The sequence below is a fragment of the Chitinophaga filiformis genome (genome assembly GCF_021646545.1).
Classification (GTDB): domain Bacteria; phylum Bacteroidota; class Bacteroidia; order Chitinophagales; family Chitinophagaceae; genus Chitinophaga; species Chitinophaga filiformis_A.
Genome location: NZ_JAKIRP010000004.1, coordinates 323,213 through 345,660 on the forward strand (window position 1 = coordinate 323,213; position 22,448 = coordinate 345,660).

Annotated in this window: 16 protein-coding genes; 5 read left to right on the forward strand and 11 right to left on the reverse strand. The window is 47.0% G+C overall.

Annotated features, from left to right (window positions below):
- Window positions 1–551: 551 nt before the first annotated feature.
- Both sprA and ruvA read right to left on the reverse strand, forming a co-directional pair.
- Complete coding sequence (gene sprA, locus L3C95_RS13630) at window positions 552–7,796, reverse strand: cell surface protein SprA (protein WP_236388436.1); 7,245 nt, start codon at window positions 7,794–7,796, stop codon at window positions 552–554.
- Window positions 7,797–7,835: 39 nt separating this feature from the next.
- Complete coding sequence (gene ruvA / locus L3C95_RS13635; RefSeq protein ID WP_236388445.1) at window positions 7,836–8,423, reverse strand: Holliday junction branch migration protein RuvA; 588 nt, start codon at window positions 8,421–8,423, stop codon at window positions 7,836–7,838.
- A gap of 137 nt (window positions 8,424–8,560) precedes the next feature.
- On the opposite strand from ruvA, the gene L3C95_RS13640 reads away from it, so the two are divergent.
- The gene (locus L3C95_RS13640; protein ID WP_236388447.1) at window positions 8,561–9,559 is read left to right on the forward strand and encodes a beta-ketoacyl-ACP synthase III; all 999 of its coding nucleotides are present in this window, start codon (window positions 8,561–8,563) and stop codon (window positions 9,557–9,559) included.
- A 125-nt stretch (window positions 9,560–9,684) separates the two neighbouring features.
- Here L3C95_RS13640 and L3C95_RS13645 read toward each other — a convergent pair whose 3' ends face one another.
- The 4 genes from L3C95_RS13645 to L3C95_RS13660 form a co-directional block, all read right to left on the reverse strand.
- Window positions 9,685–11,559, reverse strand: coding sequence for a sensor histidine kinase (locus L3C95_RS13645; RefSeq protein WP_236388448.1), 1,875 nt, complete (start codon window positions 11,557–11,559; stop codon window positions 9,685–9,687).
- Window positions 11,556–13,499 (reverse strand): tetratricopeptide repeat-containing sensor histidine kinase, encoded by a 1,944-nt coding sequence (locus L3C95_RS13650; protein ID WP_236388454.1) that lies wholly within the window; start codon window positions 13,497–13,499, stop codon window positions 11,556–11,558. The genes L3C95_RS13645 and L3C95_RS13650 overlap by 4 nt, the downstream gene beginning before the upstream one ends.
- Before the next feature lie 92 nt (window positions 13,500–13,591).
- Window positions 13,592–14,287, reverse strand: a complete 696-nt coding sequence (locus L3C95_RS13655) for an NUDIX hydrolase (protein WP_236388456.1) — start codon at window positions 14,285–14,287, stop codon at window positions 13,592–13,594.
- A 46-nt stretch (window positions 14,288–14,333) separates the two neighbouring features.
- Entirely contained in the window at window positions 14,334–14,828 is a 495-nt protein-coding gene (locus L3C95_RS13660) for a DinB family protein (protein ID WP_236388457.1), read from the reverse strand.
- 86 nt (window positions 14,829–14,914) lie between these two features.
- On the opposite strand from L3C95_RS13660, the gene L3C95_RS13665 reads away from it, so the two are divergent.
- Entirely contained in the window at window positions 14,915–15,379 is a 465-nt protein-coding gene (locus L3C95_RS13665) for a GNAT family N-acetyltransferase (protein WP_236388459.1), read from the forward strand.
- Window positions 15,380–15,422: 43 nt separating this feature from the next.
- Here L3C95_RS13665 and fabD read toward each other — a convergent pair whose 3' ends face one another.
- Window positions 15,423–16,316: an ACP S-malonyltransferase gene (fabD, locus tag L3C95_RS13670; protein ID WP_236388461.1), complete on the reverse strand. Its 894-nt coding sequence runs from the start codon at window positions 16,314–16,316 to the stop codon at window positions 15,423–15,425.
- Between the two features lie 226 nt (window positions 16,317–16,542).
- On the opposite strand from fabD, the gene L3C95_RS13675 reads away from it, so the two are divergent.
- The gene (locus tag L3C95_RS13675; protein ID WP_236388464.1) at window positions 16,543–16,977 is read left to right on the forward strand and encodes a hypothetical protein; all 435 of its coding nucleotides are present in this window, start codon (window positions 16,543–16,545) and stop codon (window positions 16,975–16,977) included.
- A gap of 50 nt (window positions 16,978–17,027) precedes the next feature.
- Here the strand turns inward: L3C95_RS13675 and folE are convergent, their stop codons facing one another.
- On the reverse strand, window positions 17,028–17,615 hold the full coding sequence (folE, locus tag L3C95_RS13680) for a GTP cyclohydrolase I FolE (RefSeq protein WP_236388465.1): 588 nt from the start codon (window positions 17,613–17,615) through the stop codon (window positions 17,028–17,030).
- Between the two features lie 66 nt (window positions 17,616–17,681).
- Window positions 17,682–18,095: a 6-pyruvoyl trahydropterin synthase family protein gene (locus L3C95_RS13685; RefSeq protein WP_149693479.1), complete on the reverse strand. Its 414-nt coding sequence runs from the start codon at window positions 18,093–18,095 to the stop codon at window positions 17,682–17,684.
- A gap of 86 nt (window positions 18,096–18,181) precedes the next feature.
- Between L3C95_RS13685 and mqnB the strand changes: the two genes are divergently transcribed.
- Both mqnB and L3C95_RS13695 read left to right on the forward strand, forming a co-directional pair.
- The gene (gene mqnB, locus L3C95_RS13690; RefSeq protein ID WP_236388466.1) at window positions 18,182–18,832 is read left to right on the forward strand and encodes a futalosine hydrolase; all 651 of its coding nucleotides are present in this window, start codon (window positions 18,182–18,184) and stop codon (window positions 18,830–18,832) included.
- Window positions 18,823–19,608 (forward strand): 1,4-dihydroxy-6-naphthoate synthase, encoded by a 786-nt coding sequence (locus L3C95_RS13695; RefSeq protein ID WP_236388467.1) that lies wholly within the window; start codon window positions 18,823–18,825, stop codon window positions 19,606–19,608. Before mqnB ends, L3C95_RS13695 begins: the two co-directional genes overlap by 10 nt.
- Before the next feature lie 110 nt (window positions 19,609–19,718).
- On the opposite strand, the gene L3C95_RS13700 is transcribed toward L3C95_RS13695, so the two are convergent.
- Together L3C95_RS13700 and L3C95_RS13705 are read right to left on the reverse strand one after the other, a co-directional pair.
- A complete protein-coding gene (locus L3C95_RS13700; protein WP_236388468.1) occupies window positions 19,719–20,996 on the reverse strand; it encodes a cryptochrome/photolyase family protein in 1,278 nt (425 codons plus the stop codon).
- 170 nt (window positions 20,997–21,166) lie between these two features.
- Window positions 21,167–22,012: an aminotransferase class IV gene (locus L3C95_RS13705; RefSeq protein ID WP_236388469.1), complete on the reverse strand. Its 846-nt coding sequence runs from the start codon at window positions 22,010–22,012 to the stop codon at window positions 21,167–21,169.
- Between the last annotated feature and the right edge of the window lie 436 nt (window positions 22,013–22,448).

Here is a 22,448-nt window from a genome sequence, read left to right on the forward strand (position 1 = left end):
TAATACAGAGCACCCGGATATGCTTTTATGTCTTGTGGAACCGGGGATGTTTTTGCCGCTTTTTCCTCGCTTTGATACCGCTTTGATACCGCTCATCCTACGTTGATCCTACGTTCATGAACGTAGGATCAACGTAGGATGAGCGGTATCAAAGCGGTATCTGTACGATCCTGAAATAGGTTTACACTTAAAAAGTGTAAAACATGCAAAATTCAATCAATCACGGACGTAAAGGGCGTCCCTGAACACAATTCCAGATGAAAAGCGGTACCAAAACGGAACCAAATACAGAAACATACAAATATTTCACAACGTATAAGTGGTCATTTTCTGCTGTTTCAGGAACCCACATTTCGGCGTTTCGTACCCACGTTTTTGCGTTTCATGCACATGCTTTTGCAGTTGGTGGACATTGTCCCAAATGACGAAGATAATCTCCCTAATATTGCATCAGCACAGCCATCAACCGGCTTTCGCAAGGGGTATAAAAAACAGAGAGGGGCGCCTCTGTTTGAGACACCCCTCTGTGAAAAATGATATTGAAAGTGCTGTTATTGTGCCAGCATAAACCGCAATGTCAATCCGCCTCTGGTATTGGTGATCGGATAAGCGGTGGAAATAACCGGTATGGTTTGCCTGCGGTCGTAGAAGAAGCGCAGGTTCAGACGGTTGTTCAACACATAGTCGATGGACGGCGATATACCAATCACTTTCTGTCCGCTGGTCGGGATCACCAGGTCTGCATCCAGCCTGTTGTTTACCGTCTTATCGTCACGGAAGCTCATATCCAGCCTGAAGTTCATGTCGTTCTGCACCTTCTTGCCGTCTTTAGGCTGCCCCAGGAATGCGAAGGTCACGTTGCGCAAACGGTAGCTGCCTCCGAGGGTTAGCTCAGTAGAACGGAGCTCTGTCAGCTGGTAGTCGATCAGACTGAGACTCAGTGAACGGCTCTTCTTGAACTCCATACGCAGGTTGAGGCTGTTGGTGAAGGTCACATCTATACCCAGCAATGGCGCGAACTGTTCGGTCATCGTGATGTTTGGTATCAGGAAGTATGGAATATAGTTGCCGGATACCGTGTCCACAAATCCCGGATAACCTGCCAGGCGAGGGTCTTCATACAACAACGCAGAGTTGTAAGAGCTCATGCTCAGGGTACCCACATATGCATGTGTGAGCGACACGTTGGTAAAGATGTTCTTGAACGGTTCCAGTTTGGTCAATCCATTATACGCTACACGCCAGTTTGGACGCGGTATATAATTACTGAAAGGATTGCTGCGCACATTGGATAAACCGGCGTTCTTCAGCAGACCGATCTTCTCAGGATCCTTGCCGGTATACGCGGCCAGGAATGCCGGCACCAGTACATCCTGTGCATAACGGCCATAACCATAACGGTAAGTCGGGTCTTTCGGATTGTTGACAGGCACACCGGGATCGTTGTTGTAAGGGTTGAGCGCGCCCAGGCGGTTGGAAATCGTCTGACGGTAACGCTCAAAATCCTTGAAGGTCTGGGTGGTACCTGATTCTGCATCAATACCGCCAAACATGGTTTTGATAGCCATATAAGTGATCTCAAAGCCACCTGCATCATAAGGGCTCAGGTGCTGGAAACCGGAATCAGACAGGTTCTTAAACAACTCCGTATGAGTCTTGGTAAATGACTTGGTCATACTGAGATCGATCCGGAGGTCGTTTGCTGGTTCCAGTTGTGCCTGTATCTGCCAGCGTTGTGTGAATTGTTGCTGGAACTGGATGTTGAAGGTCGTATCAGGTGTGATAAGGCCTTTCTTCGCAAAGTCGTCCAGCCATGCCTTATCGGGTTGTTTACCGAACACAAATGGCACACCCGGCGCCCAGCTGGCCCAGTTCATACCCAGTACTTTGGTACTGTCTATATAACCCGGTAAGCGGGTACCGCCGTTTTCTGAATAGTCTATATTGATACGTTTCAGTGACAGCAGAGGTTTCATCACCGCTTTCAGGATAGGCGATATTTCCGGTGTAACATCCTGCTTGGACGGTTGTTTTTTATTCTGCTGATTGCCTGCCGTACCTGGTCTGTTATTATTGTTCGGTTGCGGCTTCTTCTTCTGTTGCGTACCGGTGATAGCGCGGAGGAAAGGCGATCGGCTATACAGGTCTGAGAACTTGAATTCAGCCAGCAGTGTTTTCTGATTGGAGTTCTCAATTGCATTACCCAGATACTTTGCCAGCAGGGAAGCGCCGGTCCAGCGGTAGTCTGTCGAATACCCCACGGCTATGCTCGTCCAGCTCAGTAAAGGTATCTTGGTGGTAGGCAGTGTATAAGTAATGTTGGCCGTATGGTAGTAATTGGTGGTCCGGCCCAGTTTGAAGAAATTGTTCCATAAGCTGTCTTTCTTCTCCTTGGTGTCCAGGCGCCCCTTTGGCTCGTCAATACGGGCGTTGTTCACCGCATTGAAGTCAATACTGAGGCTCTTCGACAGATCCCATTTCAGGCCATAATACCTGTCGAAGGTGAAGTACTTGTTATAAGTCTCCGGTAGTTTATAAGTACCATCTCCACCAACGTTACGGATACGGGTAGCGCCGAACTGGCGGCTGATATCTACCCGGAAGCTGATGAGCGATGGTATATAGTTAAAGTTAAAGTCGCGGATCAGGTCCAGCCATGGTGTTTTCGCCTTGATCAATTTCTTGAACGGTGTAATAAACTTGCTTTGACCGGTGAAAGTATATCCCAGGCCGCCACGGTGTTTCGTCAGTTCATCACTTTCAATGATCGGGTTATGACTGGTGGTTTGTGTATAAGAATAGCTGATATCAAAGTTCTCAATATCCCAGAGGCGGTTCCGCTTCCTGTTCAGGTTCATGCGGCGCACGTTAGTGAAGTTGAGACTCTTGATAGCAGTGAAGTCTTCTGCAGCTTTACGGATGGAATCACGTTCGTAATCACTGCGTGCCATTCTTAACTTATCCTTCAGTTTGATGTCAAGGTCGTACGGATCATATTCCGGCCTGCTGACAGCCCTGGAATAACCGGCATAAACCGGAATGGAGAGACTGGCCTTTTTCGGCAGCAGTTTACCCAGATCCAGGTTGGCGGCTGCATCGTACTGCAGGTAGTTGTCACGGAAACGTTCGTTCACACGCTGGTCAAGGTTACCAAAACCAGCAGTGTGCATGTTACCAGACACGCTGATAGTACCCAGATCTGCCAATTGCATATCTACGCGGCCCATACCGGCATAACCGCCTTTTTCATCCAGACCGGAAAGGCGTAATTCGTTGAACCATACCTCACCGCATTTAGGCAGACCATCATCTTTAGGGTTGTTCACACCTAACATGATACTTCTTACATCACCCAGGTTCGGATTACCCATTACGCTCAGGTAGTTGCCTTTTTCATCCTGCTCGACATAAGGTCTTAAAGGAGAGCAGGTATCACACTGGTTACGCTTCTGTTTCAACTGGGTCAGTTTGCTCATCAGGAGATCCATATCGTTGATCTCCGGCCAGATGTCGTAAGCAGTATGAGAGCCTCCCCAGTTTGTAACCTTCAGTGGTATCTGGTATTCGTAGTAGTTTTCCACAAAGTCGCTACCCATACGGATGATGGCACGCAGGTCGCCGTCTTTCAGACCGTTAGGATCTTCAGATGCTTCAGCATGCAGGTACATCTGGATATGCTTGTACTGGCGCAGGTCCATGTTCAGGTTCTTTGACACGCCGCGGGTATCTCCGTCCTCCAGTTTGCACACCTGGATGGACATGGCCTGTTCGTTCAGCTGCAATACAGTACTATTGGTGCTCACAGTGTTCTGACGCACAACTCCCGGAGGCAGCGTATATGGGATAGGCTTGCGGGAGGAGTTTTCTTCGATATTTACAGCAGAAGTATTGAAAGTAGTTGTTTCGTCGTTCGGAACAGGATCGCCCGGTTGGAGTTTATAGTCGTACTGACGCCATTGGTTACGCACCAGTTGCAGTTTAGCGAAACGTACCACCACTGTATCCTTGAATCCTGTCAGGAACATACGCATGAAACGGATGGATTTGAAGTCGGGTATGCTGCCGATTTTGGCGCCAAAACTACTGATCGGCACCTTGAACTGGTACCAGTTTTCAATTGTCTTAGTACCGTTTGCCAGTGTTACTTCTGCCGGTATCTTGTCCACGATATAGTTGGTACCAACCGCCATATTCGGACGGAGGTTTACACGATACTGGAAGTATTCCTCTGTTTCATTCAGCGTGTTATCCCTGTTCAGGTCTTCCGATTCAGGAATATTGGTAGCTGCGGAGGAGTAGGTGGTATTTTGCGACACCGGCGAGTTGCCTTCCGGATTGCTGAATAATTTATAGCGTTCCAGGATCGAAGTATTGGTATAATCCCTGTAGTGCCGGTAGTTATCATTGGATGGGTCTCCCAATGCCTGCCTGTAAATATTGGAATTCGGACCAAAGTTTCTCTGCAGTTCATCGAGATAGGACTTACGGTAGGCCCCCTCGTCACCCGTCTGCAAACCATCATAACCCACATCCTGGTAACGGCGGATCTCCGGATCATTGTCAAATGCCTGGGTGATCTGCTGCTGGAATTTCGGAATGCGGCCCCAGACAGAGGAATCTGTTTTATTCAGCTCCGTGGTCGGGTTAGGCAATCCGTTCTCGAAGAACTTACGGGAATCTTTCAGGATGTCTTCCGATACGTTACCGAGGTTGAAATACAACTGACCGCCGGTGCTGTTCGGATTTTTAATAAAGGGATCCTGGATCCAGAATTCGATAAACTCGACGTTCTGTGTCTGGAAGTCACTGTTGTCGATGGCACGCATGATACCGCCCCATGCCTTTTCAGGGTGTGTCAGGTGACCATCAGCGTCAACACTATCTCTACTGGTAATAAAGTTATACGGACCTCTTTCCTTCGGATAATAAGCCAGGTCAAGTGTACTTAACTGGCTCTGACCAAAGTCGGTGGAACGGTTGGCAAATACCTCTTTCTGATATACCAGGCGGACACGCGGGTCAGATTGATCGTCAGTGCTGATACCGTCGGGTAATGCAGGCGATTTAGGGATCTGCAGGGTAGGCTCAATAATATACCAAGCCAGTCTGGCCCTGTCATGACCGTAGGCAAGATCATTCGGTTTATCTGCATTGGGGAACAGCAGGTTGTTGGCGCTGTCAACTGCATCTTTTGGTGTAGACGCAAGTGCCCAGGCAGTAGCCGGGAACTTCAGGTCATAGCCACTCTGCGAGCCTTCGAAATCGTCGATAAACACCTGTCCCTGACCGGTACCTGCAGCGTTTACCAGTTTGCTGTGACCGGGGAACAACTTGGCCACCTCGCCGGTGAACATGATATTGGAAGGCGTATTGCTCTGGTAATTAGGCAGTTTGTTCAGGAAGCGGGTCAACCCTTTCCACTCGGAGTTATAGTTCACGTCAAAGCCTACCACGGTATTCTTGATAGGGTCTTCGCCATAGTTCACTTTCTGGTAATAAGGACGTTCACTCATTCTGGCAATGGTAGATCCCAGTGTCAGGTTGTCGTTGACCACATAGTCGAAGCGGGTACCGAAGTAGTTCCTCACCTGGGTGCCAAAGGCGGCATTGTTCTCAAACTGCACATTGATGGCCACCCCCGAGTTCAGGATACCTGCGTTGATGATCTTGATACGGCCCAGGTTATAGTCGATAATGAAGTCTACATTCTCACGCAGTTGCTGTCCGCCGGCAGTTACCGTTACGGAGCCGGGCGGGATATTATAGCCGCCCAACTGGATCTCGGATGAGTTGGCGGACTTATAGGATCCTTTCAGGACATAGCGGTTCAACTGTGGGAACTGCTGCGCCACCACTTTAATGGAGTCGTACAGCACCTTATACAGGTACTGTCGTTCCAGGGCGGCATTACCACCGAAGGCTTTTCTTATACCCTGGGAGAAGGGTTCCAGTTGCGGGAACATAATACGTCCCGTCTGGGAATTGATGGTATACCCTTCTACGTAGTCAAACACACCGTCGGGCTGCGGGTCATTCTGGTTGTTCAGCCTGTCCAGGTTGAGGATGGTGATGAGCGGAGCCCCCTCCCAGACACCCTGGGCATCCGGCAGGTAACGTTTGTCGCTCGGTGCACGGCTGTCGGTACCCGGGTCTTTATAGTAAACATCCAGTCTGAAGTCAGCCCTGTTGATCTGGTAGGCGCCTGTGGAATAGATGTTTTTCATCATCAGGTCCCAGATGGGCAGATTCGGACGTGCGGAAGTAGCTTTCAGCAATTTCAGGAACAGGATACGCTGGTTGGCGCTGTTATTCTGATCTGGCGGAATGTCCTGGGAGAATTCACCCACTGTATACACACGGCCATTATAAGTGTACTGGTATGCAACGGCCAAAACTTCATCCGCCTGCAATTGCTGATTGAGCGAGATGAAGCCTAACTGCCTGTTGAGGGTATATTCCGTGGAGTCCAGTTTTCGGGCGAAAGTCTTTTCGTATTGCTGGACCGGTTCGATGTTCAGTGCCCGTAAGCGGCTGACCACCGTTCCGGTATAACGGCTTGCCGGATCTGAAATGATCGTGGAGTAGAGGGTATTGGCCCTGTTGTCGGTAAGCCTGGAACTGTTTTGTATCTGATAAGTGTCGTTGAACGGGTCGTATTCACCAAGGTCCATCAAACCGACGATATCTCTTGCATTGGTGGTGGCCCCTGTTTTGTTGGTTACCCATACCTCTATCCTGTTCACATATGCCAGCGACTGGATGATGGGCAGGTTGGCCACAGCGTTGTTGAATGTATCGCGGAAGAACTGGCCGAGCAGGAAGTGTCGGTTGTCTTCGTATTCATCTGCCTTCAGGGTGAAGTCCTGTACCTGGGTACCGCCTTTGATCAGCAGGTTCTGTTTCTGTGATTTCTGGTTGGACAGTACGGAGGTAACCGTAAGACGACCGAACTGCAGCTGGGTTTTGATACCAAACAGGGACTGTACTCCGGATATCAGCGAACTGCGCAGGGGGAAACTTACGTTACCGGCTTCGATCTTCTTGATGATCTCATCGTCGTAGCCGGTATATTCCAGTTTGATCTGGTTTTCAAAGTCAAATGTAGACTGAGTATTGAAGTTGGTGATCAGTTTTAGTTTGTCCCCTATCTTACCGGTCAGGTTCATATTGATATTCATATCAAAAGCGAAACCTCCCGTTTTACGGGCCTGTTCTGTGAGCACGGGGTTTTTAATGTTCTGGCCTTCATAACCAAAGGTGAGTTCAAGGCTACCCTGGGGCTTGATATCCACCTTATTACCACCGAATATCCTGTCAAACAGCTTGCTGCCTCTATACAATTCGGGTCCGTCCCCTTTCTGGTTCAGAGATCCGAGGGTGCTGGCTCTTTTCTTCCAATAGTCCTCTTCACTTTTAGCCGACTGGAGTTTATAAAATTCATCAAAGCTGAGATAGGTCGGATTGCGGTAGTAGTGGTCGCCAATCTTTTCTGTTACTGTATATTGCTTAGTGACGGGATCATAATCAACAGTACGGGATAAACCTGCAGGATCTTTTAAGTCTATCTGATTCTTGACAGGATCTGTAATACTGGTACCGTAACGGTCTTTGATCGGAAACTTCAGCGTATCCTTTTTAACGGTATCTAACGCCGCGGTTGTGATGATGTTTGGTTGCCAGTATCTGTTAGTATAGTTGTTAGAATAACCCGAACGATTCCTTGCGGCAGTATCAAAAATAAACAAAGAAACAACTCCTATTACTGCAATAGCACCATAATATGTCTTTCTTGACAAGAGAAATAGGTTTTTATAGAGGTCAGGGTAATAAATAATTTATAGACCTTTCAGCGACTTTTTAATAAGCGCTTCGAGGTCTTGCAATAGTGGTTCAGCTTTTAGCACTTTATTAATTGCCTGTTCTGCCACGTTTCTGGCAATTCCTAAGGTGACTAATGCATTTAACGCGTCTTCCTGAATTGTATTGTTTGGTGTTAGAGATATTTGGTGACCGGCATCCTTATGTTTACTGATTTTGTCTTTCAGCTCCAGAATTACCCGTTTTGCCGTTTTAGCGCCGATCCCTTTTATACTTTCGAGCATTTTTTCGTTCTCCATGGCTATAGCCCGTTGAATATCTTCTGGTTGCAGGGAAGATAACATCATCCGGGCGGTATTGGCGCCTATTCCGGAGACGCCTATGAGTAAGAGGAACATATGGCGTTCCGCTTCGTCAAAAAAGCCATAAAGTGTATGTGCATCCTCCTTGATATGCAGATAGGTCAGCAATTTGCAATTTTCCAGTCCCTGTATGCGGGAGTAGGTATTAAGACTGATCTGCACTTCGTATCCAACCCCTTGAACATCAATGTATACCAAAGCAGGGGATTTATAGGACAGTTTTCCGTTGAGGTAAGCAATCATACAGGAAGATAAATGTTTCTATTGTTCGGCAAACCTAGTAAAAATTTAGCAAGAACGGGGCAGTAAGTAACCTTATACTTACATTTACAAATTCTTATGTATTTTTACGCCTCGTTTAAAACATCTATTTTATTAATATGAACAAAATAACGGCCGCTATTACAGCGGTAGGTGGTTATGTACCTGACTACGTGCTCACTAATAAAGAACTGGAAACACTGGTAGATACAACAGACGAATGGATCATTACCCGTACGGGGATCACAGAAAGAAGGATACTGAAGGGAGAGCGTAAGGGGACTTCTGAGTTATGTGTACCAGTAGCGCAGGAAATATGCCGTAAAAGAGGGATCAGCCCGGAAGAGATCGACCTGCTGATCGTGGCCACTGTTACGCCAGACATGGTGTTTCCGGCTACCGCCAACATCGTAACTGATAAAATAGGTGCTAAAAACGCCTTCGGCTTTGATATCAGTGCCGCCTGTTCCGGTTTCCTGTATGCACTGGACACAGGTGCGCGTTTCATTGAAAGCGGACGCTATAAGAAAGTAATGGTGATCGGGGCTGACAAAATGAGCTCTATCATTGACTATACTGACCGTACTACCTGCATCATCTTTGGCGATGGCGGCGCAGGCGTATTACTGGAACCTAATACTGAAGGGCTGGGCGTAATCGACAGCATCCTGAAAAGCGATGGTCATGGCCGTGAGTACCTGCACATGAAAGCCGGTGGCTCTGCACAGCCTGCCAGCATTGAGAGTGTAACCAACAGGGAGCACTATGTATACCAGGAAGGCAAAATGGTGTTCAAGTATGCCGTAGCCAACATGGCGGATGCAGCACACGACATCATGCAGCGTAACAACCTGACAGCAGATGATATAGCATGGCTGGTGCCTCACCAGGCCAATAAGCGTATCATCGACGCTACCGCTTCCCGTATGGGTCTGCCGGAAGAAAAAGTAATGATGAACATTCAGCGATATGGCAATACTACCGCAGGTACTTTGCCACTTTGCCTATGGGATTACGAAAAGCAACTGAAGAAAGGTGACAACCTGGTGCTGGCTGCCTTTGGCGGTGGATTTACCTGGGGTGCCAGCTATCTGAAGTGGGCATACGATCCAAAATAATTAAACGGTCAGGAATTAGGGTTTGAGCATGCAATTTCCACCTGTCAGGGTGGTATGTTACAGTGAATAACGCTGGTCAGGCAACATTGAACTGAAAACAGGCAAGCCAACTCTTAATTCCTGACCTAATTAAACGAAGGCAAACTATACCCCAGCCTCAGTTGCACTCCCTGTACCTCTGCACTGATATGCCCTCCCATTTTGTCCATGAAGTCCTTACAGATCACCAGCGTTACAGACATATCATCCCCTCTTCTGTATTCAAACAAATGAGCCGCCATTTGCGGCGTAAATGAGCTTACCGTAAACGTGATGTGCACCTTCACAAGTTCTTCCTGTACAGCGTGTACCGCTATTAGGCCCTCTCCTGCTGACAGCTTTATTGCACAATGCAGCAGGCTGCGGTTAATGAAGAGCAACATCTCCTGATCGCCCGCCAGGTAAAGGCCTGATGGAATATCCAGCTTTATCCGATGCTGGTCGGTATGAGGCATAGCCTGTTCAAAAAGAAGTAAGAGGTCGCAGGGAGCGGGATTATATACAAAGCCTGACAGCTGGGATTTTATCCAGCGCAGGATATTATCAAAAATAACCAGTGTTTTGCGGGAAGACACAACGGCTTCGTCAATGATCTGCTGCATGGATGCCTGATCCATATCCTTGTTCCTGAACATGGCAGACACCCGGATGATGTCATTCAACGGCTCCCGGAAATCGCGCGCCAGGATGGCGATCAGCTTATTCTTAAAATCATCATGGATGTTAAGTTGCTGGTTCTTTTCTGAAATGGCGTCGTTCATTTCCTGCAGTAAGCGTTCCTGCCGGCGCAATCCTTTGTAAGACCTGTAGCGGGCGTAGGTAAAGCCTCCTACCAGCAGCAATACACCCACCATAAACGCGATCAGTTGCTGACGGCTCTTTCGCTTCATATTGGCCTTGTTGATCTTTTGTTCCTGCACCCTGTTGCTCAGTTCCCACTCGTTCAGCTCCTGCTCTTTCAGGAAATAATCCAGGTAGTTCATGTAATTGCTGGATTTCAGTTCCAGCCGCTTTCTCACCAGTTGCCACAGTGCCCGGCCGTAATATGCCTTTTTTGCTTCGTTGTTGCTGTTGGCATAATGCCGGTACAGACTGGCAACCGTAGGCAGCATCATATTCAGATATCCTGAGCGGCTGCCTATGGCAAAAGCCCGTTCCTTAGCGGGTATTGCATCGGCGGGATAACCGTTCTGCCTATATGTGTCAATATGGTCCAGCATATCAATGGCCACTACCACCAGACCTTCCTTCAGCGCCTTATCCGCCAACTCATTGATCTTCTGTACTGCCCTTGCCCCTTCCCCGTCTTTCATCCATTCATCGGCGTCCAATGCCTGTATATAGTAGGTCTCTCTGCTGCCAGGGTACCTGCGGATAATTTCTTTAGACTTTCCCAGTGCCCATCTTACAGAATCCTGGCGGGTACTGTCCTGTTCAAAACGCAGGGCATAATTGATCAGCACCAGGCTGTAAATAGAATCCTGCGTCAGCGTCTTTCCCAGCTCCATTGCCTGGTAGAGGTACTGGTTGGACTCTGGTTTCATCCCATCCATGTCATGGAACACACTGAGATTCATCAGCAGCTGGCAGATATTGGGTTGGTCTTCCAGCTCACGATAGAGTAGCAGGGATTTGAAGCCGTATTCAATAGCCTGTTTGGTATTGGCTTTCAGCGCATAGAAGATGCTCAGGTTATTCAGGGCGCCGGCCAGGCCTTTTTTGTCGCCATGACGGGTAGCTATATCACGGGCTTTTACACCATACCAGAAGCAGCTGTCGGTATTACTCAGGTGATATTGCATGCCCAGCTGATTCAATACATCTGTATAACCGGTACTATCGCGCTGCCGTAACAGATCGGCCCGTAGCTGACGGATCACATTGTCCTGGGCAAACGACGGCCTTCCGGCCATCAGACCGGCAACTATCAGGAGTATGATATGTGTCCATGTTCTTTTCACTGTTCCTGAATTGTGCCTTCTTTTACAAGCGGCAAAGTATACGAGAACGTACTGCCATTCCCGGGGTTATTGATAGCCTGAATAGTGCCGCCCATCTTATCCATAAAGTCTTTGCAGATAATAAGCGCCAGCCCGGCGCCCCCATTTGTCCTGCCCCGGTCTTTTTCCCTGTTGCGATATTCAAACAGGTACTGCAACACAGCTGGATCTACACCTCTTCCTTCATCGCTGAAAGAAATAGTGCCCTTATCACCCTCCACAACAGCGGTAATATGCAGCGTACCTTGTGCGGGACTGAATTTCACGGCATTGTGTAACAGGTTCCGGTGTACGAACTGCAGCATCTCCCTGTCGGCCAGCAGTTGCAGATCGTCTGAAACGTCGAGGCGTATAGTTAATGCTTTCTCCTTACAATTATCCTTCAGGATCTCCAATGCCTCCCGGATCATATCAGCTGGCCGGCAAACCACCGGAGCATACACGAAACCGCTCAGCTGTGACCTGATCCAGCGCAGGATGCTGTCAAAAACATGCAGCGTATGCTGGGACTTGGTTTCCAGCTTCCGGAACAGGGATATCGCTTCATCATATTCCAGTGACTGGTCCTTTAGCAGATCGGTGATGTCTATGATGTGATTCAGCGGCACCCGGAAGTCGTGCGCGATGAGGGAGATCAGTTTATTCTTAAAATCATCGTTGGTACGCAACAGTGCATTCTTTTCACTGATTTCGCGGTTCTTCTGCCCCAGCTGGATAGCATTCCGGCGGGAGCGCCGGTGGGAACGGTTTACATCCACCAGCAACAATACTGTCAATATCAACAATATGGTCAGAAAGATGATCACCGCGTACCTGCCACGGATCTCCATCGCCTTTTTATCCAATAGCTGCTGCTGATAATCATGTTGCAACTGCAAGGCACGCAGCTTTTTCTCCTGCATGTAATAGTCTATGTAATCCAGTTCTCCCTGCGTTTTACTTTGTTCCTCCTTTTCCACTATATCCAGCATAACGGAGCCATAGAAACTGGCAGAATCGCTCATATTGTGGTTATCGTACCAGGCATAGAGTTTGGCAACCACCGGCAAAGCCAGTTCCCGGAACCCTCCTTCCAGGGCCAGGCGCACCATTTGCCGCTGAAAGATCAGCGAGTCAGCATGATGGCTGCGGGCTTTGTAGGAAGCCAGGTGAGACGAGCCATACATGGCATGATATACATATCCTTTCCGCTCAGCGTCGGCCACCAGGGCCGTGAGCTTAGCCACGCCTTCTGCTTCGGCGGTTTTACTGTAAATCAGCTCCTGGGCCTGCAGCATGCCGGTATAGAACAGCAACCGTTCATCTCCCATCCTTACTGCCCTCTGACGGGCAATAGCCAATGCCCGGTTAGCCCGTTTCCTGTCTACGAAATCACTGCTTCGGCCGGCGCGGAGGTTACTGACATACATGAAATAATAATTGGCCCGCAACACCATGAGGAGGCTATCATTTTTCAGGCGCTTGCTGATATCCAGGGCCCGTTTCATGTACGCACCGGCTTCGTCATATTGTTTTTCAAACTGGTAATATACCCCCAGATGCATAGAGGTCTGGCAGATACCGGCGCTGTCTTCCAGCTCCTTATACAGGTTCAGGGCATCGAGATAAAAACGGAAAGAAAGATAGCTGTTGTCGCGATAGGTATAATAGCTTCCCAGTCCGCGGTAGGCGGCCGCCTCCCCGCTCGCATATCCCAGTCGCTGGGCCACTTCCCGTGCTTTGCAGAGATAAAGAAAACAAGTATCCAGCTGACGGTGCTGGAACTGGCCGGCCAGCTGGTTCATCAGATCTACATACCGGGTGCTGTCTGTAGTCAGGGTGTCGGCCTGCAGCCGGGAGATAACTCCTTTCTGGGCAAATACTGCTCCCTGGCGCAAAAAGCTCCCGGAAATGACTATCATGAGGTAGATGAGTACGTTCTTATTACGGAATTTGCACAATAATAAACAGATGTAGTGTAATGATTTCGCCTCTTTTCTCCTACAAGATACTGTTATATCTCGAACACCAGCCCCCTCCTTTTTAATTCTTCATATTTCTGTTTATCGAACCGGTACAGATGTGCTCCTTTCTTTGAGGTTGTTTTATCCTTTTCGTCGAGTTTCTCCAATATGTTCATGGACAGTATCTTCTTACGGAAGTTGCGCTTATCCAGCTCATGCTGGAAAATCTCTTCATAGAGGCTGCGTAACTGGGAAAGGGTAAACTTTTCGGGCAGCAGTTCAAAGCCAATAGGGTGAAAATGAGCATTATCTCTCAATTTCTTCAGCGCGTCGGCTATCATCTGGCGGTGGTCGAAGATGAGGTTAGGGATCTGATGCAGTTCCAGCCAATGTGCGCTGTATTGCTGGGTGGGATTATGTTCATGTTCCCTGATGCGGATCAGGGCATAATACGCCATGGATATTACACGGGCACCGGTATCACGGCCTACGTCTCCGTAACAGGCCAGTTGATCCATGTAGATGTTTTCCAATCCCGTAGTTTGTTTTAATACCCGCGCGGCAGCTTCGTCCACACTCTCATCTTTCTGGAGAAAACCACCCATCAAAGACCATTCGCCCTGCATGGGATCTACCTTCCGTTGCATGATCAGCAACTTCAGTTTACTGTTTTCGAACCCAAAAATAATACAATCTACTGCTACCAGGTGTTGCGGTACATTAGCATAAAATGACTGTGCACTCATTGAAATATTATTGTCTGCCTTGTGCTGACCAGCTGCAAAGATGCTACTATTTTCTGCTTCTTGCGAACTCGCTGTAATCAGTAACGGGAATTTTAGTAATACCGGCCTGCCGTAACATAGTTACCAGCTGACCGCGATGAAACGTTGCATGATTAAATACCTGCATCAGTATTTCTATAACGGTTGATTTACAATATTGTTTCCGGGTATCGTAATAAGCCACCACATGTTGCAGTCTGACAGGCTGTACCTGTTTTACCCAGTCGGCCAGCAACTGGGACTGCTGCTGCCAGCGGGTACACGCTTCGTCAAACGTGCCTTCGAAACCGGTAGAGGGCCGGACAGCCTGTTCGACCAGGTGTAAACGCTGGTACCACAAGCTTTCGACGTCCCACATATGGTATGCCGTCTTGCGTAAACTTCCGAAGCTGCTGCCTGTTTCCTGGTCCAGCTGTGTATCCGGCAACTTTTTCAATACGTCCGCCACCCTATTGTTAGCCCAAAGGTTATAAGCTGCATAGCTGAGCAGGATATCCTTCATGGATATAATTTTAGTTACTATCTTCACCAAAATACCAAAAATTATGGCACCTGCCAGCAAGTGCAGGTAAATAATCCTGAAGGAACATGGAAAAAATTACTATTAGGGACGTACGAAAAGAAGATTGTCCAAGAATCATGGAGCTGATACAGGAGCTGGCGGAATATGAAAAGGCACCTGAGGCAGTAACTGTAACACTTGAAGAGTTTCAAGACGCAGGCTTCGGTAAGAACCCTGTCTGGAAAGCATTTGCGGCTGTCCATACGGAAGATGGGAAAGAAACAATTGTCGGTTTTGCGCTTTATTATATCCGTTATTCTACCTGGAAAGGATGCAGAATGTACCTGGAAGATCTGATCGTGACCGAAAGCTTCAGAGGCAGGCGTATAGGCAATATGTTGTTTGAAAGATTATTCGAGGAAGTAAGGGAAAAAAAGCTGAAAGGTATTAACTGGCAGGTACTGGAATGGAATGAACCTGCTATCAACTTCTATAAGAAACTAAACGCCAACTTCGACCCGGAGTGGTGGAATGCCAGCATCGACTTTTAAATATAGAGAGGGATCAGGAGTTAGTTCTGATCCCTCTTTCAAATTAGCTGATCCCGTTCACCACGGCATCTTTCTGTATCTTCGCGATCAGTCCCTGCAATACCTTGCCAGGACCAACTTCTGTAAATGTAGTTGCACCATCTGCTACCATAGCCTGTACGGACTGTGTCCAGCGTACCGCACCAGTCAGCTGATCGATCAGGTTTTGTTTGATCTCAGCCGGACTGCTGATAGCTTTCGCCACCACGTTCTGATATACCGGGCAGGACGGTGTGCTGAAAGTTGTTTTCTCAATAGCTGCTTTCAGCTCTTCTTTGGCAGGGGCCATCAACGGGGAGTGGAATGCACCACCTACAGGCAGTACCAGGGCTCTTTTGGCACCAGCTGCTTTCATTCTTTCACACGCTACGTCAATACCTTTGATGGAACCGGAAATCACCAGCTGACCAGGGCAGTTGAAGTTAGCAGGCACCACTACCTCTCCTGTTTCTGCGCTTACAGCAGCACAGATCTCTTCCACTTTCGCATCATCCAGTGCCAGTACAGCCGCCATTGTTGAAGGCTGCAGCTCGCAGGCTTTCTGCATAGCTGTAGCACGTATGAATACCAGGCGCAATGCGTCTTCAAATGTCAGAGCGCCATTGGCCACCAGGGCTGAAAATTCACCCAGGGAATGTCCGGCTACCATGTCCGGCTTTGCCGCAGGCTCTGCACACAGGAAGGCGATCACGCTATGCAGGAATACTGCCGGTTGCGTTACTTTAGTCTGTTTCAGGTCTTCTTCGGTACCGGAAAACATAATGTCTGATATACGGAAGCCCAAAATTTCGTTGGCTTTCTCGAAAAGCTCTTTTGCTTTAGGATTGCTGTCGTACAGATTCTTGCCCATACCCGGGAACTGAGAACCCTGTCCTGGAAAAACGTAAGCGTGTTTCATCTGATTTGGTTTACGCTACCTGACACATGCATTAATATTTCTGCATATATCTTGGTAACTGGATTGCAAATATTCATACTCTTTATGATATATCAAAATCCCTCCCAAAAAAGAGGGATTATAGCTGCGGTTGTTTAAATTGCATTGACCTTAACTCCATGTAGCATTTCGATCCGTTCAGTAGAACACAGGTAATTCTTTAACAGGGATTAAAATACGTACTACAATGATAACAGGAAATGATTACACCATAATTTCAAATAAAGAGTTCAATGAATTCTTCCCGGCTTTTATTAATGACCTCAAAACGAAGGATGCACACCTCATTGTGGAAGAAGTGGAGGTGGTAGAAGATGAGGTGTATGAGTATGTGCTGGCAAAAGACAAAAAAGCATACCAGGAATACCAGGAAAACGGGTATGCCGTACATGAACGGGGTGAAGGTTGCTTTGTAATACTTGCCAGAAGGGTACACAGGCTGGAATACAATGTTGAGATCACGACGAAGATAGAAGATGATGTAGAAGAGGCGATCGATCCTTATTCTTCCGTGCTGATATTAAGGGATACCTGGAGTTATACACTGGTGCTGCCGGCGGTGATTGAGGATAGTGATTATTGTCAGCGTGTGTATGATATAGCGGTGAATGTGTTGAGGTGAAAAAAAAACCGCCTGGCATACACCAGACGGTTCGTATCTCTTCATTGAACTTATTTCGTAATCAAACGCATAAACTCATTCCTCGTTCTGCCATCTTCAAATTGTCCTGAAAATGCAGACGTCGTTGTTACTGAGTTTTGCTTCTGCACACCACGCATCATCATACACAGATGCTGCGCTTCTATCACCACTCCTACTCCCAGCGGCTGCAGTGTTTCCTGGATGGCATCCAGGATCTGATGGGTCATGCGCTCCTGCACCTGTAGTCTGCGTGCATACACATCCACCACGCGGGCCAGTTTACTCAGACCAGTGATATACCCATTAGGAATATAGGCAATATGCGCCTTCCCGAAGAACGGTAACATATGGTGCTCGCACAGCGAATACAACTCAATATCCTTTACGATCACCATTTCACTATATGCTTCTGTAAACCTGGCACCTTCAAGGATGGCCTTTGCATCCATCTGGTAGCCTTCAGTGAGGAATTGCATTGCCTTGGCCACACGTTCCGGCGTCTTCATTAATCCTTCTCTCTCCGCGTCTTCTCCCAATAACTCGATACTGCTCTTGTAATGATGAATAAGCTCATTCGTTATCTTTTCATCATACGTTTCTATCTTATTGTAAGCCATTACTATAATTAACTTAGTCTAATAATCGGCAATCCTGAATATCCATGGTATGGGATATGTCATCGCTTATTTACCACCAAAGTATTCTACATAGATACGAGGTGTCTCATACAGCTTAATACAATGTAATTCCACCCCCGCAGGCAGGTGAGGCGTCAGCTGATCCCAGATGCCTATAGCGAGATTTTCAGCGGAGGTAAATATGCCGGCCATGAAATCAACATCCACATTCAGATTCCTGTGGTCGACCTTTTCCACGATATAATCCTTGATAAGTACGCCGAGTGTCTTGGCATTGAATACAAATCCGGTTTCCGGATCAGGCGTTCCCTTCACAGTGACGTGTAACTCGTAATTATGACCGTGCCAGTTTTCGTTAGCACATTTACCGAACACTTCCTCGTTCTTTTCCTTACTCCAAGCGGGATTGGATAACTTATGCGCCGCATTGAAGTTCTCCACACGCGTTAAATAGATCATTATGTACTCTATATTTTCCGCAAAAATACAATAATTCGATCAGAACCGATCGTTACACAAAAACCAAAAGCGCCTACCTTTGCACCATGAAAATATTGGTTACCGCAGCTACTACCTTTGAAATCCAGCCTTTTATGGACCATCTGGCCAGCAGGAACTACCGGAATTGCCAGGTAACCACCCTGATAGGCGGCATCGGCATGATGCACACCGCTTACCAACTGGGCAGGCAATTTGCCTCATCTCGTCCGGATTTTGCCATTCAGGCCGGTATTGCCGGCTGTTTTGACCATTCCTGGGAAATGGGGAAAGTAGTGATCGTTGATAAAGAACAATTAGGCGACCTGGGCGTTGAAGACGACCAGGCTTATAAAGACCTGTTTGATATACAGTTATGGCAGCCGGATCAGCCTCCGTTTACTAACAGGCAGCTTATCAATCCGCTGACAGACCTTCCTCACCTGCCCGGACTCCCAACTGCTTCAGGTGTAACCATCAATACCGTCAGCGGTAGCGAGCGCACCCGTCAGCTACTGGTCGACAAGTATAATCCGGAAGTCGAAAGTATGGAAGGCGCGGCTTTTCATTACGCCTGCCTGCTGGAAAAAATTCCCTTTCTGCAACTACGGAGTATCTCCAATTATGTAGAAGTAAGAGATAAGAGCAAATGGAAGATCCAGCTGGCTATTAAAGAATTGAATGATGCATTGATTAAATATTTTGAACGATGGAACTAACATTAGGATTCTCACCATGCCCGAATGATACATTCATTTTTGATGCGATGGTGAATAACAAGATCGATACAAAGGGCCTCACATTCAAGACACAGCTTGAAGATGTTGAAACACTGAACAAGTGGGCCATGCAGGGCAAACTGGCTGTCACCAAACTCAGTTTCGGGGTATACCAGAAAGTGAAAGACCAGTACGAACTACTCAACAGTGGCAGCGCTTTGGGCAGAGGTTGCGGACCATTGCTCATCGCTAAAAAAGATATCCCGCAGGAAAAGATCAAAGATTGTAAGATAGCTATCCCCGGAGAAAATACAACAGCTAACTTACTCTTCTCTATTGCTTTTCCGGAAGCAAAACAAAAAGAGGTAATGCTTTTCTCGGATATCGAAAATGCAGTGCTGGACGGCCGTGTTGATGCGGGCGTGATCATTCATGAGAACAGGTTCACTTATCAGCAGAAAGGTCTTGTAAAAATTATTGATCTTGGTGAATACTGGGAAAGCACTACCGGCAGCCCTATTCCCTTAGGTGGCATCTTTATCCGTAAAGATATTCCTGATCATATCAAACAACAGGTAGATCAACTGATACATGACAGTCTGCAATATTCCTATAAACATTATCCTGCATTATCATCCTATGTAACTGATCATGCACAGGAAATGGATGAAACAGTGATGCGTCAGCACATTGATCTGTATGTAAATGATTTCAGTCTTGGCCTTGGAGAAGCAGGTAAAGCTGCGGTTGACAGACTGATGTCTGTGTATGCATAAACATTAACAGTATACAATAAAAACAGCCCACAAATGATTAGCAAATCGTCTGTGGGCTGTTTATGTCTTAATGGTTGTATTACTTCCGCACTTCTTTTATTTACGATGACCTAAGAAGCTAATGCGGCTTTATAGACTTCCAATACTCTTTTACGTGCCTGCTCATGTACAACCATGGGCTGTACGTAAGTCAGCTCTTCAAATTCGGGCACCCATTTTCTGATGTATTCGAATGAAGGATCAAAACGTTGTGTTTGCAACGTTGGATTGAACACCCTGAAATAAGGTGCTGCATCGCAGCCGCAACCTGCCGCCCATTGCCAGTTACCATTGTTTGCTGCCAGATCATAATCGAGCAATTTCTTAGCGAAATAAGCTTCTCCCCAACGCCAGTCTATCAACAGATGTTTCGTAAGAAAGCTTGCAGTGATCATACGTACGCGGTTATGCATAAAACCTGTTGCATTTAATTCGCGCATGCCTGCATCTACAATAGGATAACCCGTCTGTCCGTCGCACCATTGCTGGAATTCTCTTTCATTATTCCGCCATTGTATGTTGTCGTATTCACGACGGAAAGAGTGCCCGACAACATGTGGAAAATGCCATAGGATCATCTGGAAGAAATCACGCCATATCAGTTCACCGAGAAATGTCTCGTTCAGCTGATTAGCGCGGTCAGCCAATTCACGTATGCTTATCGTGCCGAAACGCAGATGCAGTCCAATGTGTGTCGTACCTTCAACACCAGGCAGGTCCCGGGTTTTATCATAGTTCTTTATCACACTGTCCTTTACTCTCATAGAGGGAAATCCCCTGTCTCCTGCAACGAATCCGATAGCACGCAGGCTGGGGACCTTTTTCACTTTCTGCTTAAAGAAATTGCCGAAATATTTTTCTGTAGGATATGCTTGTAAAGAATAATCATTCAATAATGTTTTCCATTTTTTGCTATACGGTGTAAACACCGTATATGGTTCTCCGTTATCTTTCAAAATTTCATCACGATCAAAGATAACCTGATCCTTGTACTGATGAAAGCCAATACCTTTTTCCTTCAGCCGCTTTGCAATATCTGTGTCCCGCTTTACTGCGTAAGGCTCATAGTCGATGTTGGTGAACACTTCCTGCACATCATACTGTGTGGTCCAGTATTCAAATGCTTCCTGCGGAGTGCCGTAATAAACATCCAGCGTACTCCCCAGTTTACTGAGCTTTACCTGCAGATCATTCAATGTGTCATGAATGAAAGTGACGCGTCTGTCACGTTTGTCTTCAAGATCATTCAGAATGTTTGTGTCGAACACAAAGACAGGTACAACGGGATTTGTTGATTTCAAAGCGTGGTACAATGCTGCATGGTCAAGCAGACGTAAGTCACGTCGCAACCAGCATAAGTTTATGTTTGGAGGCATAAGAGTGGTTAGTTTTGCATTCTCAAATAAACAATCGCAGGTACAAGATAAACCGGATAAAACAAAGAAAGTTCCACTAAAAATATGTCACTGCCGTGCAGGTTCAGTATATAATACTAAATAAAGTGATCGCATATTTTTATCTATAATCCTTCGTGGATGAGCTCATGTAGAATAACCGCAGTGGCATTTCCATAACTGCTATCGCGGAATGAACCTACCCAGCGGATGCCGGTAACGGCATTGGTAAGAAATATTTCATCTGCTGTTTCAAGATCAGCCACTGTTATAGGTTTCTCTGTAACTGTGAAAGGCATGTCCATACGTAACAGGTTCTTACGCATTACACCGCATACTCCTCCTTCGGACAAAGGAGGCGTGACGATCTCGCGGCCATGCACTATAAAAAGATTGGCGATAGTGGTATCGGCCACTCTTCCGCAGGGATTCAGCAACACTGCTTCATTAATGCGGTGTTGTTTTGCATACATGGCAGCCATCACATAAGGCAGGCAATTATTGGACTTTATATAAGAATATTTGTCGCTCGCCTTTCTCACATCAGGGAAAATATCCAGCCTCAGCCCGGTTTCATTTAACTCCAGTATGTTCTTGTTCAATTCCCAGCTCTGGATAATAAAATTCGGCAGATTATTTATCGGGTCGTACAAGCCTCCATCTGACCTGAAAACGGTCAGTCTTACCCTGGCCAGCCTGTCATGACCATTCCGGCTGCAAAGCTCTGTCACAAGCCTTGTAAAATATGCTTTTGTAAACTGTTGGGGGACATCAAAATGAAGGAGGTTCATGCTGGACATCAACCGCTCAAAATGCAGGTCTGCCAATAAGATCCGCCCCTGGTACACCCGCATGGTTTCAAAACAACCATCTCCGTAACGGAAGGAACGGTTATCGGCCGTTAATATAGGCTCGGACGCCGTAATAAACTTACCATTATAACATAAAGAACCCGATTGCACTTCGAACACTTTAACTTTTGATTGGACTGTTAAGTTACGGAAAATTAATGGGGTAAAAATGGGTAGCGGTTACCCGGCCTGACGCCGGATAACCGTCTTTTTTACATAGGACAGGGGTTCTTCCCGGCTTGAGGCAGGGATGGACACCTGTAATAAACTGACAACCCAATATTGGAAACTGCTGATGATACGGAAACCTCTGGCGATGCTACGCACAAACCCAGACACGGGCATGCAATCCGCTAAGTGTGACACAGTATTCTTTCATAATTCAAAAAAAAAGTATAAGATAAATAGGACACTTCGAACAATCACATGACAGGAACTTAAATTCCAACATATACCATTCGGTACCTGTAATCATTCAGTATTCTTCTCCATTCAGGATAGATACGTACGTGGTCTTAATTTCATAGTGTTGCTTGATTCTCTGAACGTTTCACGA